16 protein-coding genes and 1 pseudogene are annotated in these 14770 nt (G+C 72.6%); 7 read left to right on the top strand and 10 right to left on the bottom strand.

The window, feature by feature from the left end; translation table 11 throughout:
• Positions 1–183 precede the first annotated feature (183 nt).
• Positions 184–921, top strand: a complete 738-nt coding sequence (locus CP969_RS14410; protein WP_150474930.1) for a nitroreductase family protein — start codon at positions 184–186, stop codon at positions 919–921.
• A gap of 75 nt (positions 922–996) precedes the next feature.
• Here the strand turns inward: CP969_RS14410 and CP969_RS14405 are convergent, their stop codons facing one another.
• Complete coding sequence (locus CP969_RS14405) at positions 997–1506, bottom strand: MarR family winged helix-turn-helix transcriptional regulator (protein ID WP_016826246.1); 510 nt, start codon at positions 1504–1506, stop codon at positions 997–999.
• Positions 1507–1624: 118 nt separating this feature from the next.
• Here CP969_RS14405 and CP969_RS14400 point away from each other — a divergent pair, with 118 nt between their 5' ends.
• Complete coding sequence (locus CP969_RS14400; protein ID WP_016826247.1) at positions 1625–2569, top strand: EamA family transporter; 945 nt, start codon at positions 1625–1627, stop codon at positions 2567–2569.
• Between the two features lie 127 nt (positions 2570–2696).
• Here the strand turns inward: CP969_RS14400 and CP969_RS14395 are convergent, their stop codons facing one another.
• The 7 genes and pseudogenes from CP969_RS14395 to CP969_RS33820 form a co-directional block, all read right to left on the bottom strand.
• Positions 2697–3062, bottom strand: a complete 366-nt coding sequence (locus tag CP969_RS14395; protein ID WP_016826248.1) for a hypothetical protein — start codon at positions 3060–3062, stop codon at positions 2697–2699.
• Position 3063: 1 nt separating this feature from the next.
• Entirely contained in the window at positions 3064–3552 is a 489-nt protein-coding gene (locus CP969_RS14390; RefSeq protein WP_016826249.1) for a TetR/AcrR family transcriptional regulator, read from the bottom strand.
• Between the two features lie 50 nt (positions 3553–3602).
• The gene (locus CP969_RS14385) at positions 3603–4340 is read right to left on the bottom strand and encodes a bleomycin resistance protein (protein WP_039831646.1); all 738 of its coding nucleotides are present in this window, start codon (positions 4338–4340) and stop codon (positions 3603–3605) included.
• Between the two features lie 78 nt (positions 4341–4418).
• Positions 4419–5042: an NADPH-dependent F420 reductase gene (locus tag CP969_RS14380; RefSeq protein ID WP_026085185.1), complete on the bottom strand. Its 624-nt coding sequence runs from the start codon at positions 5040–5042 to the stop codon at positions 4419–4421.
• 143 nt (positions 5043–5185) lie between these two features.
• The gene (locus CP969_RS14375; RefSeq protein ID WP_016826252.1) at positions 5186–6262 is read right to left on the bottom strand and encodes a protein kinase family protein; all 1077 of its coding nucleotides are present in this window, start codon (positions 6260–6262) and stop codon (positions 5186–5188) included.
• A 13-nt stretch (positions 6263–6275) separates the two neighbouring features.
• Positions 6276–6686, bottom strand: a complete 411-nt coding sequence (locus CP969_RS14370; protein ID WP_223887076.1) for a hypothetical protein — start codon at positions 6684–6686, stop codon at positions 6276–6278.
• A gap of 236 nt (positions 6687–6922) precedes the next feature.
• Positions 6923–7093, bottom strand: a pseudogene (locus CP969_RS33820) (ATP-binding protein); the annotation flags it as partial.
• Between the two features lie 261 nt (positions 7094–7354).
• On the opposite strand from CP969_RS33820, the gene CP969_RS14360 reads away from it, so the two are divergent.
• Positions 7355–8206 (top strand): helix-turn-helix domain-containing protein, encoded by an 852-nt coding sequence (locus CP969_RS14360; protein ID WP_004988060.1) that lies wholly within the window; start codon positions 7355–7357, stop codon positions 8204–8206.
• Positions 8207–8214: 8 nt separating this feature from the next.
• A complete protein-coding gene (locus CP969_RS14355) occupies positions 8215–8415 on the top strand; it encodes a DUF397 domain-containing protein (protein ID WP_078495528.1) in 201 nt (66 codons plus the stop codon).
• A 30-nt stretch (positions 8416–8445) separates the two neighbouring features.
• On the opposite strand, the gene pepN is transcribed toward CP969_RS14355, so the two are convergent.
• Positions 8446–11019: an aminopeptidase N gene (gene pepN / locus CP969_RS14350; protein ID WP_004988064.1), complete on the bottom strand. Its 2574-nt coding sequence runs from the start codon at positions 11017–11019 to the stop codon at positions 8446–8448.
• Between the two features lie 111 nt (positions 11020–11130).
• Between pepN and CP969_RS14345 the strand changes: the two genes are divergently transcribed.
• On the top strand, positions 11131–11607 hold the full coding sequence (locus CP969_RS14345) for a DUF1203 domain-containing protein (RefSeq protein ID WP_016826254.1): 477 nt from the start codon (positions 11131–11133) through the stop codon (positions 11605–11607).
• A gap of 105 nt (positions 11608–11712) precedes the next feature.
• On the opposite strand, the gene CP969_RS14340 is transcribed toward CP969_RS14345, so the two are convergent.
• Positions 11713–12735, bottom strand: a complete 1023-nt coding sequence (locus CP969_RS14340) for an aspartate-semialdehyde dehydrogenase (protein WP_016826255.1) — start codon at positions 12733–12735, stop codon at positions 11713–11715.
• Between the two features lie 333 nt (positions 12736–13068).
• Here CP969_RS14340 and CP969_RS14335 point away from each other — a divergent pair, with 333 nt between their 5' ends.
• Together CP969_RS14335 and CP969_RS14330 are read left to right on the top strand one after the other, a co-directional pair.
• Complete coding sequence (locus CP969_RS14335) at positions 13069–13602, top strand: RNA polymerase sigma factor (RefSeq protein WP_016826256.1); 534 nt, start codon at positions 13069–13071, stop codon at positions 13600–13602.
• Between the two features lies 1 nt (position 13603).
• The gene (locus tag CP969_RS14330; RefSeq protein ID WP_223887075.1) at positions 13604–14707 is read left to right on the top strand and encodes a hypothetical protein; all 1104 of its coding nucleotides are present in this window, start codon (positions 13604–13606) and stop codon (positions 14705–14707) included.
• Positions 14708–14770: the final 63 nt, after the last annotated feature.

Below are 14770 nucleotides of genomic sequence, written 5' to 3'. Positions count from 1 at the left end.
CGGCGCCCTCGGCGCGTGCGGGGCCCGCGGACCCGGCCCCCGGGCCGCCTCGGCGACGCGGCGCCCCCGCGTGACGCAGCGTCAAGAGCGGGTGCACCCACGGCGGATGCCCTCTCCCGGCACGGCGACGCGGACGTGTCCGAGGGGGTCCGGGCGGGGCCCGCAGTCCTTACACTCGCGATCATGACTACGCGAGACACCCTGTCCGAGACGCCGGCCGGCGAGACCGCCGAACCGGCCCTCTTCGCGACCATGTCCACCATGCGGGCCATGCGGCGCCTCAAGCCCGACCCGGTGCCCGACGCCCTCCTGGACCGGCTGATACAGGCGGCCGTCTGGGGCCCCAGCGGCGGCAACATGCAGCGCTACGAGTACGTCGTCGTCACCGACCCCGCGGTCATGGCCGACCTCGCCCCGCTGTGGAAGCGGTGCGTGGACGCCTACCTGGCCACGACCGGCAAGTACGCCCCCGCCGGCATGGACGAGGCCGCGTACGGACGCATGGTCGCCGCCATCGAGTACCAGCGCGACCACTTCGCCGAGACCCCGGCGCTGATCATCCCCTGCTACCGGTTCCCGGAGCCGAGGATCGAGGAGGAGGGCGTACGGCTCTACGCCGAGGCGCTCGGCGCCGAGGCGACGGCACGCATGGCGAAGATCCAGGAGCGCTTCAACGCCCTCGCGGAGGGCTCCTGCGTCTACCCGGGCGTGCAGAACCTGCTGCTCGCCGCGCGGGGCCTGGGCCTGGCCGCCAACATCACCATCTGGCACCTGATGCTGGAGGAGGAGTGGAAGGCGGCCCTCGGCATCCCCGAGGACATGAACACCTTCGCGGCCATCCCGGTGGGGTGGCCGCGCGGCAGGTTCGGCCCGGTGAGCCGCCGCCCGGTCGACGAGGTCGTGCACCGCAACCGCTGGTAGGCCGCGGCCGCCGGGCCGCCGCCGGGCGCCGGACGGGGACGCCCCCGCCCCGCAGCGCGCGGGCGGCCCGGCGCCCTACCGCTCGGTCGCGAGCAGCAACTCCCGCAGCAGGTCGGCGAGCTGCCCCGCCCGCTCCCCGTCCAGGGCGGACAGCGCCTCGGTCTGGAGGGCGAGGCCCGCGCCGACCGCCTCGTCGGTCAGGCGCAGGCCCTGCTCGGTGAGCGTGACCTGGAGCCCCCGGCGGTCGTACGGGTCGGGGGAGCGGCGCAGCAGCCCCGCCCGCTCCAGTTTGTCGAGGCGGCCGGTCATCCCGCCGGTGGTGAGCATCAGCGTGGCCGAGAGCTGGCGCGGGGAGAGGGTGTAGGGCTCGCCGGAGCGGCGCAGGGTCGCGAGCACGTCGAACTCCCCGCGCGAGATCCCGTACCTGGCGTACGCCTTGTCGATCCGGTCGCTCATGGCGCGCGAGAGCCGGTGGATGCGGCCGAAGACCTCCATGGCGGCGGTGTCGAGGTCCGGCCGCTCCCGGGCCCACTGCTCGATGATCGCGTCGACGGGGTCCCTGCGCTGCTCGGGGCGTGCACTCATGGGCAGGAGTATCCGTTCCTCTCCGGTCGTCCGCAAGAAAGTGGCTTGTAGAAAAGTAGCTTGGAGCTAAGCTACCTCCTATCGACCTGAAGCCGTCCCCGGGAAGAGGTGCGCCCCCGTGGCCCCGAACCGCGCCGCCCTGATCGCGCTCACCGCCCTCGCCCCCGTCTCCTGGGGCACCACCTACGCCGTCACCACCGAGTTCCTCCCGCCCGACCGCCCCCTGTTCACCGGCCTGGCGCGCGCCCTGCCCGCCGGACTGCTGCTGCTCGCGCTCGCCCGGGTGCTGCCGCGCGGCGCCTGGTGGGGGAGGGCGACCGTGCTCGGCGCGCTCAACATCGGCGCCTTCTTCCCCCTGCTGTTCCTCTCCGCCTACCGGCTGCCCGGCGGTACGGCCGCGGTCGTCGGCTCGGTCGGACCGCTGTGCGTGGTCGGCCTCTCGGCGCTGCTGCTCGGACAGCGGCCGACCGCGCGCACCCTCCTCACCGGGACCGTGGCCGCCTTCGGCGTCAGCCTGGTGGTCCTGAAGGCGGCCGGGGCGCTGGACCCGCTCGGCGTGCTCGCGGCGCTCGCCTCCACCGTCTCCATGTCCACCGGCACCGTGCTCACCCAGCGGTGGGGCCGGCCCGAGGGCGTCGGCCCGCTCGCGCTCACCGGCTGGCAGCTCACCGCGGGCGGTCTGCTCATCGCCCCGCTCGCCCTCCTGGTCGAGGGCGCGCCGCCCGCGGTGGACGGCCCGGCGATCGGCGGTTACCTCTACCTCGCCCTGGCGAACACGGCGGTCGCGTACTGGCTCTGGTTCCGCGGCATCGGCCGCCTCACCGCCACCCAGGTCACCTTCCTCGGCCCGCTCTCCCCGCTCACCGCGGCCGTCGTCGGCTGGGCGGCGCTCGGCGAGGCGCTGACGCCGGTGCAACTGGTCGGCATGGCGCTGGCGTTCGGCGCGACGGTGGCCGGTCAGACCGCTTCGCGCGGCCGGGCGGCGTCGGACGCTTCCCCCGGCCCCCGCCGCCCCCGGACCGGCGGAGCCGTGTCACCGGCGGAAGCGTCCCGCCCTCGGTGAGCGGGGCCGACGGGGCCGGTCGGGTGCGTCGCGTGAGGGCCTGCGTGTGAGGGCCTGCGCGTGAGGAACTTCGGCCGAGGGGCGCGTACGGCGCCGAGGGAAGGGTGCCCGGTCCGGAAGCCGTGCTTCAGTCGCGGGTGAGGGACCGCTCGACGAGGGCGACGGTGGCGCGGGGGTCGTCGACCTCGACGACGAGGCGGTCGTAGGTCTCGGCGTCGGCGAGTTCGATGACGACCGCCTTGTCCGGGTTCTTCACGTCCCAGAAGAGGCGTTCGCCCTTGTGGAGGTAGCGGCCGGCGGTGATGAGGCCGGGGAAGTGGGTGCCGCCGACGCGGAGGCCCTTCGGCTCGCGGGCGATGCCGGGGTCGTGCGTGGCGCCCCGCACGTGGGCGAGGGGTATCTCCAGGCGGCTCTTGAGGGTCCAGAGCTTGTCGAGACCCTGGAACTCGACGGTCAGCAGGCCGCGTGCGCGGTCGACGGAGACCAGGGCCATGTCAGTGCTCCTTGGAAGCGGTCGGCAGGCCGGCGCGCAGGCGCAGGCGGGCACCGAGGACGGTGGAGGTGAGTCGGGGGGCGGCGTCGCCGTGGGAGGGGCGCAGGGCGTCCTCCAGCGCGGCGATGCCCTCCGCGACCAGCGCGGCGACCTCCGGGTCGTGGGGCGCGCGCTCGGCGGCGGCGAGGAGGAGGAGTCCGGCGGCCGGGCCGTTGTCGTACGAGGCGATGGCCGTCGACAGCGCCTGCTCGGGGTCGGTGAGGGTGGCGAGGGCGGCGGTGGTCGGGCGGATCTCGTGGTCGAGGTGGTTGCGCAGGGCGGTCAGGTGCAGGCTCCTTTTGGATCCGAAGGCCTTGTAGAGACTGCCCCGGTGGATGCCGGTGGCGGTGACCAGATCGTCCACCGAGGTGCCCTCGTAGCCGTGGGTGGCGAAGAGGGTGGCCGCGGTCTCGACCGCCCGGTCGGTGTCGAAGGCGCGTGGTCGTCCCATGTCCCTGACCCTACGGGTAAGAGAACGGTCGGTCAAGAACGACCGTTCTTTTACTCCTCCCGAAGGCCCCGGGGGTCGGCGCTTCCTGGAGTCCCCAGCTCATCGAGGCGTTCGAGGTCGTCGCGCACCGTCTCCCGCTCCTGGGCGGTGAGGGGGAGCGCGGCGGCCCGGGCGAGCGCGGACGCCGCGGTCCCCTCGTCGCCGAGGCGCCCGGCGACGTCCGCGCGCAGCACGAGGAGGCGGAGCAACTGCACGGGCGTGGGCTGCTCGTCCTCGACGAGCAGCGCCCGGTCGATGATCTTCGCGGCGCCCGCCGGGTCGTCCTTCGAGTCCGCGAAGAGGGAGGCGTGGTGGAGGGCCCGGGCGAAGGTCTCCTCGGGTGCGGGCCGGTGGTGCGGGCCCCGGCCCGTCGGCTGCCCGACGCGGAGGCAGTTGCCGCCCGGATCGGTCACGAGGAACTGCCGCACCCCGTGCGAGGTGTCCTTCAGTGGCCCGATGCGCGGCAGTCCCCGGACCGGGATCCTCCCGTACGCCGCCCTGAGCCCGGCCCGGAAGGCCCCGTACAGCCCGTCCACGTCGTCGGTCAGGATGCAGCACGTGCTGAACGACTCGGCCGGCTCGTACCGCTTCATCCCGAAGAAGTGGAGCTGGATGCCGCCGCGCTCCACGACCGCGTAGGGGTGGGGGCTCTTCTGCTGGAAGGTCACCTCGAAGCCGAGGGCGGCGTAGAAGTCGAGGACGGGCCGGAGGGTCCGGCACGGCAGGATCGGAACGGTCTTCTCACCCATGCCCGCCACTCTAGTCAAACTTGAGTAGCGGGGAGGTGGGTTCGTCGGGACGTCCGTGCCGGCGCTGTCCGCCTGTGCTCAGCGCGGCTCGGCCACCACGTCGATGTTGAAGACATGGGTGCCCAGGCCGCCCGCGATGCCCATGAAGAGGAAGGCGAAGTGCTCCTGGCCCCGGGAGGTGGTGATGCCGCCGATGTCCAACTGGGACGACGGGGGCCAGCCGAGGTCGGTGAGCAGGCGGCCGGTGGCCCGTTTGGCCTCGGCGTCGTCGCCGGAGAGGAAAACGGTGCCCGGCCTGCCGAGCCGGCCCGGGGCGACCATCACGGTGGAGTCCATGGTGCACAGCGTCTTGACGACGGGGGTCAGGGGGAAGGCCTGCTGGATCTGCTCGCCCAGGCTGCTGTTGGGGTGCGAGAGCTGGGTGAAGTCGTCGGAGAGACCGACCCCCACGTCGATCAGCAGGGTGCCGGCCAGCGCCGGTGCCCCGATGGAGTGCAGTAACGCCAGGGAGACGGCGCCCGGGGTCGCGTTGACGAGCACCTCCGCGTGGGCGGCCGTGTCGTCCGGGCTCGCCACGGGAAGCCCGAGGTCCGTCCGGTCCTCGGGGTGACGCGAACCGAGGAGGACGTCGTGCCCCGCGCCCTTCCAGCCGTGGGCCAGTGCTCGGGAGACGTTGCCGGTGCCTAGGAGTCCAATACGCATGCGGTGAAGCTAGCGGTGGGGCCGTACTCACCGGATCGGACCGCGGGCCCGTGTGGACCGGCACCAAGGACGTAGTTCCGAGGTCGGTCGAGCCCGCGGAGGGGGCCCGACGGGGCGGTGTGTGCGTGGTCGGCGTCGTCCGGTCAGCACATGGAAGGGCTGTCCCTCCCGCCGAGCCGGCGGATCTCCTCCAGCGGGTACGGGACCTGCCTGCTCCGGCTCTGGAACGTGCGGTGGAAGTCCGACACCACGGCGGCGACCGGCGCGTGCCGGGCGATGATCGCCGCGGCCCCCTGCGGGATTCCCGTGGGGCGCTCGCCCTCCGCGTAGGCGCGCACCAGCGCGTAGCGGCCGTCCCGGTCCTCCCTCCGGCAGCCGCCCAGAGCGGTGACCAGCCAGTTCACCAGGTAGGTGGCGGTGTAACAGCGGTCGTAGACCTGATGCCGGTCGAAGAAGTCGGCCTCGTCCCGGGACAGTTCGAAGCGGGAGGAGAGCGCGAGGCCGTAGTCCGCGAAGTAGAGGCGCCGGCCGTCGGTGAGGATGTTCTCGAAGTGCGCGTCGAAGTGCAGGAGCCCTCGCGCGTTCATGAACGAGATCCCGGCTTCCAGGTTCTCCTCCACCAGGGCGCAGGCCCGGTCGGCGGCCTCGTCGCCCGCTTGGACCTGAGCGCCCAGCCACTGGTGCAGGTTCTGCGGGATGTACTCCAGGAACAGCGCGATGCTCGCCGAGGACCGTTGGAGGGCCTCGATCCGGCGGCGCACCTGCGGTCCTCCGCCCCAGTAGGCGACGGCCCGTTCGACGTCGGCCAACTCCTCGGGCAGGGGCGTCGCATCGGGCAGCACCCTCCAGTGGTACATCAGGGGGAAGCCCTCGTGTTCCGCCGCGAGCACCCAGTTCGTCGTCATGATGTGCACGGCGAGTTCCCGCCAGGCCCCGAAGCCCGGTCCGCCGATGGCGCCGACGCCGTACTGGCAGAAGACGGGCAGCTCGAACAGGTTCGCCGTGGACCGGACGTGCTCGGGTCGCCTCTCCGGATCGGTGAGGGGCACCCGCTTCACGAAGACCGGTGTGCCGGCGACCTCCATCAGGGCCGACTTCCCCCCGATGCCGGACCCGATCGGCACGGCCGTGTCCACGAGTTCGCGCAGGGCGCGATCACTGCACAGGGCCAGGGCGGTGGAGACGGCACCATGGGCGGCCAGACGCGCACCGCGCGCCATGCCGGGACACGTATCAGGCAACGTTCCCCCTGTTGTAGAACCAGGCCAGTACGGCCACGCCGACGGGTGTCCCGACAAGGAAACCTGCGAGGAAGCCAAGGTCGTGTTCGGCCATCACCGGAAAAGCCCACTCCGCTGTTGCGGCAATGAGCAGTGCCACCGTCATCAACGTGAACAGGGCGGCGACGGCGGCGAGTCGACGCGGTGGACCCGCGCGGTACAACTCACCCGCGGGCTGCGCCGCGAACATGGTGCTCATGAGGGCGAGGTACTGCGAGTCGGGCAGCCACCCGAACGGCCAGGCAATCAAGGCGACAACCCCGCAGAAAGCGAGACCGGCCAGTTGCAGCGCAACGGTGGACCACACCAGGTCCGCCGGTCCGCGCCGCATCGCGCCGCTCCCACCGTCCTTCTCCTCGGTCACACCGGAAGGGTAGCCGTCACCAGGGCGGACGTTGCCTGATGCGGTACCGGAGATCGCCACGAACAGTGACTTCCGGACCTGCGAGGTGCGGGTCGCCGATGCCACCCCGGTGCCGTGCGGCATGTCGCGCCCGAGCGCTCGCCACCCGCTACGACGAGTGCTGCTGCGCCTTCCTCGGCACCGCAACCGCAGCAGCCCTCGTCGTCCGGCTCCGCGCGGGAGCGACCGGACAAGCCCTAAGCGGCGCCCAGTTCGCACCACACGTACTTGCCCCGGTTGCCGTCCCTGGTCAGCGGTTGCCAGCCCCAGACGTCGGCGCAGGCGCGTACCAGGGCCAGACCCCGGCCGTCCTCCCGTTCCCAGTCCGGGGTGAAGGGTTGCGGCGGCTCGGGCGGTGACGGGTCCGCATGTGCAGGGAGTACTCCCAGGGTTCGGTTTCGGGCATGCGGACTCCTGTCGAGTGAGGGGGAGAGCGCTGCGGTTGTGGGTGACGGTGTCATTGCCACTCCGTCACGGCAGGGCGGAGCGGTGCACTTCCGGCACCTTTGGGTGTGCAGCGTGTGCGACCTGTCACCGACGGTAGGGCATAAATTTATTACTCCTCAAGTCTGTCGCGTAATCTGACCCCGAACGAGTCGCTCTGTCGCGGCCGTTGAGAGGAGGAGGCCATGCCGCCCAGACGGCAGCCCACGGCACGTCAGGAGCGGCTGGGTGCCGAACTGCGGAAACTGCGAGAGGCCGCCGGGCTGAAAGCGACCGAGGCGGCGAGCCTGCTCGGGGTGAACTCCGTACAGATGAGCCAGATCGAGTCCGGCGTCGCAGGAGTGAGTGAAGAGCGCCTGCGGCGGCTCGTTGCCCACTACGCCTGTGACGACGAGGAGTTGATCTCAGCTCTGGTGGTCATGGCCGCCGATCGGACGCGTGGCTGGTGGGAGGAGTACCGGGGCTCACTGCCCCACCCCTTCCTTGATCTCTCGGAACTGGAGCACCATGCCCGCTTCCGTTGGGACGTGGACTTCCTGCATGTTCCGGGGCTCTTGCAGACCGAGGCCTACGCTCGCGCCCTCTTCTCGTACGTGAACCCCGAGTTCCCGGAGGAGGAGGTGGATCACCGGGTGGAGCACCGCCTGCGGCGCCAAGTCATCATCGAAGGACCGGAGCCGGTCCCATACGAGGCGGTGGTCCATGAAGCTGCGCTGCGGATCAGGGTCGGGGACCGCGCCCAGGCGAGGGCTCAACTGCGGCGAATCCTGGAGATGTCCGAGCTGAGCCACGTCAGCGTACGCGTCATTCCTTTCGACGTGGACGGCTTCGGTGGGGCGGGAAGCACCATGGTGTATGCCGGCGGTGCCGTTCCCGCGCTGGACACAGTCGTGCGCGACGGGCCTCACGGGACGGTGTTCATCGATGCCGAAGCTCAGCTCCACCGCTTTCGAACGCTCTTCCGTAAGCTGGAATCGGTGGCGCTCGGGCCTGGGCGTTCCCGTGATTTCATCCACCGGCTGGCGAAAGAGCTGTGAGGTCCGCGATGGCTACCCCTGGCATTTGGAAGAAGTCGTCCTACTCCGGAGGTGGCGAAGGCAACGCCTGCGTCGAAGTAGCCCTCCGCCACCCCCGCATAGCCATCCGCGACTCCAAGAACCCCTCCCACGGCACCCTCTCCGTCCCCGCCCCCGCGTTCGCCGCCTTCGTCGGTGCCCTGAGGGAACGCGGAGGGCGCCCGGTGTAGCACCGGGCGCCCCTCACGCCGTACGGGCGGTTACGCGGAGGCCGCCGCGTCCGCGGCCTGGGCGCGCAGGGCGCGTTCCACGCCCGCACGGGACTCCGAGACCAGGCGGCGCAGGGCCGCGCTCGGCTCGGCGGAGGCCAGCCAGGCGTCCGTCTTGTCGAGGGTGTCGCCGGAGATCTGGATCGCGGGGTAGAGGCCGACGGCGATCTGCTGGGCCATCTCGTGCGAGCGGGACTCCCAGACGCCCTTCAGCACCTCGAAGTACCGGTCCGTGTACGGCGCCAGCAGCTCGCGCTGGTCGGTCTGGACGAAGCCGGCGATGACCGCCTCCTGGAGGGCGTTGGGCAGCTTGTCGGAGTCGATGACCGACGCCCACGCCTCCGCCTTGGCCTCCTCGGTCGGACGGGCGGCGCGGGCGGTGGTGGCGTGGCGTTCGCCGGCCGCCGTCCGGTCCCGCTCGTACTCGCCGGCGATCTCCGCCTCGTCGTACCGGCCCACCGCCGCCAGGCGCTGCACGAACGCCCAGCGCAGCTCGGTGTCCACGGCCAGGCCCTCGACGGTCTGCGTCCCCGCCAGCAGACCCTCCAGCAGGTCGAGCTGCTCCGGGGTGCGGGCCGTCGCCGCGAACGCCCGCGCCCAGGCGAGCTGGTGGTCGCTCGCGGGTTCGGCGGACCGCAGGTGGGCCAGCGTGGCGTCGGTCCAGCGGGTCAGCAGCGCCTCGCGGGCGGCCGGGTCGGCGTACAGGTCGACCGCCAGCTTCACCTGGCGGTGCAGCGACTGCACGACGCCGATGTCGGACTCCTTGCCGATGCCCGACAGGACCAGGGAGAGGTAGTCGCGGGTGGCCAGCTCCGCGTCCCGGGTCATGTCCCAGGCCGAGGCCCAGCACAGGGCGCGGGGCAGGGACTCCGCGAAGTCGCCGAGGTGCTCGGTGACGAAGGCGAGGGACTGCTCGTCCAGGCGGACCTTGGCGTAGGACAGGTCGTCGTCGTTGAGGAGGACGACCGCCGGGCGGCGCTTGCCGACGAGCTGCGGGACCTGCGTCAGCTCGCCGTCGACGTCCAGCTCGACGCGCTCGCCGCGCACCAGCCTGCCGTCGGCGTCGAGGTCGTAGGCGCCGACGGCGATCCGGTGCGGGCGCAGGGTCGGCTCGCCCTGGGCGCCGGCGGGCAGCGCGGGGGCCTCCTGGCGGATGGCGAAGGAGGTGACGACGCCCTCGGCGTCCGTCTCGATCTCCGGGCGCAGGACGTTGATGCCGGCCGTCTCCAGCCACTTCTTCGACCAGGTCTTCAGATCGCGGCCGGAGGTCTCCTCCAGGGCGCCCAGCAGGTCGGACAGGCGCGTGTTGCCGTACGCGTGGCGCTTGAAGTACGCCTGCACGCCGCGGAAGAACGCGTCCTCGCCGACGTAGGCGACGAGCTGCTTGAGGACGGAGGCGCCCTTGGCGTACGTGATGCCGTCGAAGTTGACCAGCACGTCGTCCAGGTCGCGGATGTCGGCCATGATCGGGTGCGTGGACGGCAGCTGATCCTGGCGGTAGGCCCAGGTCTTCATGGAGTTCGCGAACGTCGTCCACGAGTGCGGCCAGCGCGAGCCGGGCGCCGCGGCCTGGCAGGCGATGGAGGTGTAGGTGGCGAACGACTCGTTCAGCCACAGGTCGTTCCACCACTCCATGGTGACCAGGTCGCCGAACCACATGTGGGCCAGCTCGTGCAGGATGGTCTCCGCGCGCACCTCGTACGCCGCGTCGGTCACCTTCGAGCGGAAGACGTACTGGTCGCGGATGGTGACCGCGCCCGCGTTCTCCATCGCGCCCGCGTTGAACTCCGGCACGAACAGCTGGTCGTACTTCTCGAAGGGGTACGCGTAGTCGAACTTCTCCTGGAACCAGTCGAAGCCCTGCCGGGTGACCTCGAAGATCGCGTCCGCGTCGAGGAACTCGGCGAGCGAGGGACGGCAGTAGATGCCGAGCGGGACGGACCGGCCGTCCTTCTCGTAGACGCTGTGCACGCTGTGGTACGGGCCGACGATCAGCGCCGTGATGTACGTCGAGATGCGCGGCGTCGGCTCGAACACCCAGACGTTCTCCCGGGGCTCGGGCGTCGGCGAGTTGGAGATGACGGTCCAGCCCTCCGGCGCCTTCACGGTGAACTGGAACGTCGCCTTGAGGTCCGGCTGCTCGAAGCTCGCGAAGACGCGCCGGGCGTCCGGCACCTCGAACTGGGTGTACAGGTACGCCTGGTCGTCGACCGGGTCGACGAACCGGTGCAGACCCTCACCCGTATTGGTGTACGCGCAGTCGGCGCTCACCCGCAGGACGTTGCGGCCCTGCAGCAGGCCGGGCAGGGCGATGCGGGAGTCCGCGAAGACCTCGGCGGGGTCGAGGGGGTCCCCGTTGAGGATCACCTCGTGCACGGTGGGAGCCACCAGGTCGATGAAGGACTCCGCGCCGTTCTCGGCGACGTCGAAGCGCACCGTGGTCACGGACCGGTAGGTGCCGCCCTCCTGCGCGCCGGAGAGATCGAGATCGATCTCGTACGAGTCAACGGTCAGCAGCTTCGCCCGCTGCTGCGCCTCTTCGCGAGTCAGGTTTGTGCCAGGCACGCGGTCATCTCCTCGTGATGTGTCGGTTGCGTCATCCTTCCACGGGACCTGCACCGACGCGATGTCCGTATTCCGCCGGTGGCGTGGCCCGCCGGGTACGAGCCTGGGGGGATGACCACGTACACCGCACGTCCGATCACCGCCCCCGTCCTGAAGGAGCTGCGCGCCCTGGACGACGCGGGGCGGCCCATGGTCTCCCGCACCGACGAGGAGGGCGGCGCCCCGCTCCGCTGCTGTCTGCGCCGCAGCGAGCCCGGTGAGCCCATCGCCCTCGTCTCCTACGCCCCCCTGCGCCGCTGGGCGGCACAGACGGGCGCCGACCCGGGCGCGTACGACGAGCAGGGGCCGGTCTTCCTGCACGCCGAGGAGTGCGCGGGCCCGCAGGGCGACGCCCTGCCCTTCACCCGCGCCCACCGCGTCCTGCGCCGCTACTCCGCCGACGGCCGCATCCTGGGCGGACGGCTGGTCGAAGCGCCGGAGGACTTCGCACCCGCCCTCACGGAGGCCTTCGCCGACCCCGGGGTGGCGCTGGTGCACGTGCGGGCCGTGGAGTACGGCTGCTTCCTGTACGAGGTGCGGCGGGTCTGACCGGGGCGCCCGCGGGGACGCCGGGACACGCCCGCACACGGACGCCGGGGCGGCCACCTGCGTGCAGGCGGCCGCCCCGGGGACGCGTACGGGAGGTCGGTCAGCTCACTTCGCGGCGGTGAGCTCCTGCGCCACCAGCTCCGCGATCTGCACGGCGTTCAGCGCCGCGCCCTTGCGGAGGTTGTCGTTGGAGATGAACAGCGCGAGCCCGTTGTCCACCGTCTCGTCGCGGCGGACGCGGCCCACGTAGGACGGGTCCTGGCCGGCGGCCTGCAGCGGGGTGGGGATGTCGGCGAGGGCGACCCCGGGGGCCTCGGCCAGCAGCTCGGTCGCGCGCTCGGGGCTGATCGGGCGGGCGAAGCGGGCGTTGACCTGGAGGGAGTGACCGGAGAAGACCGGGACGCGCACACAGGTGCCGGAGACCTTGAGGTCGGGGATCTCCAGGATCTTGCGGGACTCGTTGCGCAGCTTCTGCTCCTCGTCGGTCTCGTTCAGACCGTCGTCGACGAGGTTGCCGGCGAGGGGCAGCACGTTGAAGGCGATGGGACGCTGGTAGACGCCGGGCTCGGGGAAGTCGACCGCCCCGCCGTCGTGGACCAGCTTGTCGGCCTCGTCGACCACCTTCCGGGTCTGGTCGTGCAGCTCCGCGACGCCCGCGAGGCCGGAGCCGGACACCGCCTGGTAGGTGGCGACGACCAGGGCCTCGAGGCCCGCCTCGGCGTGCAGCGGACGCAGGACCGGCATCGCGGCCATCGTCGTGCAGTTCGGGTTGGCGATGATGCCCTTGGGGCGGTCGGCGATGGCGTGCGGGTTCACCTCGGAGACGACGAGGGGGACCTCGGGGTCCTTGCGCCAGGCGGAGGAGTTGTCGATCACGACCGGGCCCTGCGCGGCGACCTTCTCGGCCAGCGCCTTCGAGGTGGCGCCGCCCGCGGAGAACAGCACGATGTCCAGGCCGGTGTAGTCGGCGGTCGACGCGTCCTCCACCGTCACGCCGTCCAGCTCCGTGCCCGCCGAGCGGGCCGAGGCGAACAGGCGCAGCTCGGTGACCGGGAAGTTCCGCTCCTTGAGGATCCTGCGCATGACCGTGCCCACCTGACCGGTGGCTCCGACGATTCCGACCCTCACGGCGACTCCCTACTGCGTCTCTGTACGTTCCTGATTGCCTGGCCGAGGCTCTTCCATCATGCGGCCGACCACGGCCCGCCTGTCCAATCCTTTGCGCGTTCTGCCCGCGAAGTGGGACGGACCGGCCGTGACCGCCGGTTGCGGACCTTCGGCCGCAACCACCCTGAACTGCAGAAATTCAGCCTCTGGGGCCCCCGGACCGCAAGGTCCCCTGCCCGGTCGGCCCTCGGCCACACGGAGATGTGACGTACGCCTCGGCGGGGCCCGGAGGGCCCGGGTGAACGTTCCGGGCGGCAGTGGCGTCGTAGGGGAAACAGTGTGAGGGGGTGGCCGGTGCTGCGCGGAAGGATCCGGCGCGGACGGGGGCCGTACGTCGCCGACGACGACCCGCTGGACGCGGCGCAGGAGCGCCGGGTGCGGGCGGTGCTCGCCCTGGGCGGGGTACCGCAGGCGGACCTGCCGGACGGGGTGCAGCAGGTCCGCCTGCGGCTGCTGGAGCGCGCCGCGAGCGGCCGCGAGGCGCCGCGGGACGTCTCGGCGTGGGCGGCGGTGGTCGCCTCCAACCTCGCCATGGACTGGCACCGGGCCAGGCGCCGCCAGGAGCGGCTGGGTGAGCGCCTGGCCGCGCTGCGCCCGGCGGACCACCCCTCCGGCGAGGAGACCAGCCTGCTCTCCCTCGCCGTCGCCCGCGGCCTGGACGAGCTGCCCGACGCCCAGCGCCAGGTCGTGGTGCTGCGCTTCTACGCCGACCTGCCGGTGCGCTCCATCGCCGAGCAGCTCGGCGTTCCGGAGGGCACGGTCAAGAGCAGGCTGCACACGGCGGTACGGGCCCTGCGCGCCCGGCTGCACGAGGACGAGGTGGTGTGACGTGACCGCCCACGACGACGACCGGGACCTCCGGGACCTCGGACAGCCGGGCGCCGGACACGGCGCGTACGACGGCAGTGCGCACGACGGCACCGCACGGGACGGCACCGGGCACGACGGCACCGGGCACGACGGCACGGAGCACGGCGGCATCGGGTACGGCGGCTCCGAGGACGACGGCACGGACGCCCTGATGGCCGCGATCCTGGACGAGCCGCTGCCCGTGGGGGCCCGGCGGGACCCGGCGTTCCTGGCCGCGCACGGTGCCGCCGCCGCCGACCTGGCGGTCCTGCGGGAGCAGCTGGCGCTGATCGGGGACGCGCTCGCCGCCCCGGTCGGGACGCCGTCCTCCGTCCCCACCGGTACGGAGGACGGCGAGCCGGCGGGGCGAGGCGGGGCCGCCCGGCCCGGGAAGCGGCCGGAGCCCGGCGACGGGGCGGGGCGGCCGGGCGCGGAGGCGCGGTCCCCGGCCGGCGCGGATCCCGGGGAGGGGACGGCGGGGGACGGGGCAGGGGGCCGGCCGGCCCCCCACGCGCCGCTGAGGCCCCGTTCCCCCCGTCCCCGGGGCCCTCGGGGCTCCCGGGGCTCCCGGGGCCCGCACCGGGCCCGCCGCCCGCTGAAAGCGGCCCTCGGCGCGCTGGCCGCGGCGGCGGCCGCCACCCTGGTCGTGGGCGTGGGCGGCTGGCTCGTGGCCCAGGGCGGGGGAGCGCCCGACGCGGCGGCCGGCAAGGCGGAGGCGGCGTCGGACTCCGCGGCCGACGAACGGGGAGGCGGCGGCGCCTTCGGCGACCCCCACTACCTCGCCTGCGCCCGCCTCGTCGCCGAGGGCACCGTGCTGGCCGTGCGGCCGGTGCCGGACTCCGGCCGGGAGCGGATCACGCTCGAGGTGACCCGCTCCTACAAGGGAGAGAGCGGGGACCGGGTCACCTTCGTGCTGGACGTGGCCGGGCGGCCCCGGCTGCACGGGGGCGACCGGGTGATGATCGGCCTGCCCCCCGTGGGCGACCAGCCGGACACGGTGGTCGTCGGGGAGGAGGACATCGCCCCGGAGCGGTCCCGGATCACCGCCGCGCTCCCCGAGGCGCGGACCCTGGACTGCGGCTGAACGACGGCGCACGGCGAAGGGGCGGGCGCCCGTACGGACGCCCGCCCCCGGTGTGCCGGTCGT

Origin of the sequence: Streptomyces viridosporus T7A, from assembly GCF_008704515.1 — a bacterium.
Lineage (GTDB): Bacteria > Actinomycetota > Actinomycetes > Streptomycetales > Streptomycetaceae > Streptomyces > Streptomyces viridosporus.
Note: the sequence above shows the minus strand (reverse complement) of the source record. Positions and strands in the feature narration are given on the sequence as shown.

Coding starts and splice junctions, on each gene's coding strand:
- CP969_RS14410 (WP_150474930.1), top strand. CDS start 184: ATGACTACGCGAGACACCCTGTCCGAGACGCCGGCCGGCGAGACCGCC.
- CP969_RS14405 (WP_016826246.1), bottom strand. CDS start 1,506: ATGAGTGCACGCCCCGAGCAGCGCAGGGACCCCGTCGACGCGATCATC.
- CP969_RS14395 (WP_016826248.1), bottom strand. CDS start 3,062: ATGGCCCTGGTCTCCGTCGACCGCGCACGCGGCCTGCTGACCGTCGAG.
- CP969_RS14390 (WP_016826249.1), bottom strand. CDS start 3,552: ATGGGACGACCACGCGCCTTCGACACCGACCGGGCGGTCGAGACCGCG.
- CP969_RS14385 (WP_039831646.1), bottom strand. CDS start 4,340: ATGGGTGAGAAGACCGTTCCGATCCTGCCGTGCCGGACCCTCCGGCCC.
- CP969_RS14380 (WP_026085185.1), bottom strand. CDS start 5,042: ATGCGTATTGGACTCCTAGGCACCGGCAACGTCTCCCGAGCACTGGCC.
- CP969_RS14375 (WP_016826252.1), bottom strand. CDS start 6,262: ATGGCGCGCGGTGCGCGTCTGGCCGCCCATGGTGCCGTCTCCACCGCC.
- CP969_RS14360 (WP_004988060.1), top strand. CDS start 7,355: ATGCCGCCCAGACGGCAGCCCACGGCACGTCAGGAGCGGCTGGGTGCC.
- CP969_RS14355 (WP_078495528.1), top strand. CDS start 8,215: ATGGCTACCCCTGGCATTTGGAAGAAGTCGTCCTACTCCGGAGGTGGC.
- CP969_RS14345 (WP_016826254.1), top strand. CDS start 11,131: ATGACCACGTACACCGCACGTCCGATCACCGCCCCCGTCCTGAAGGAG.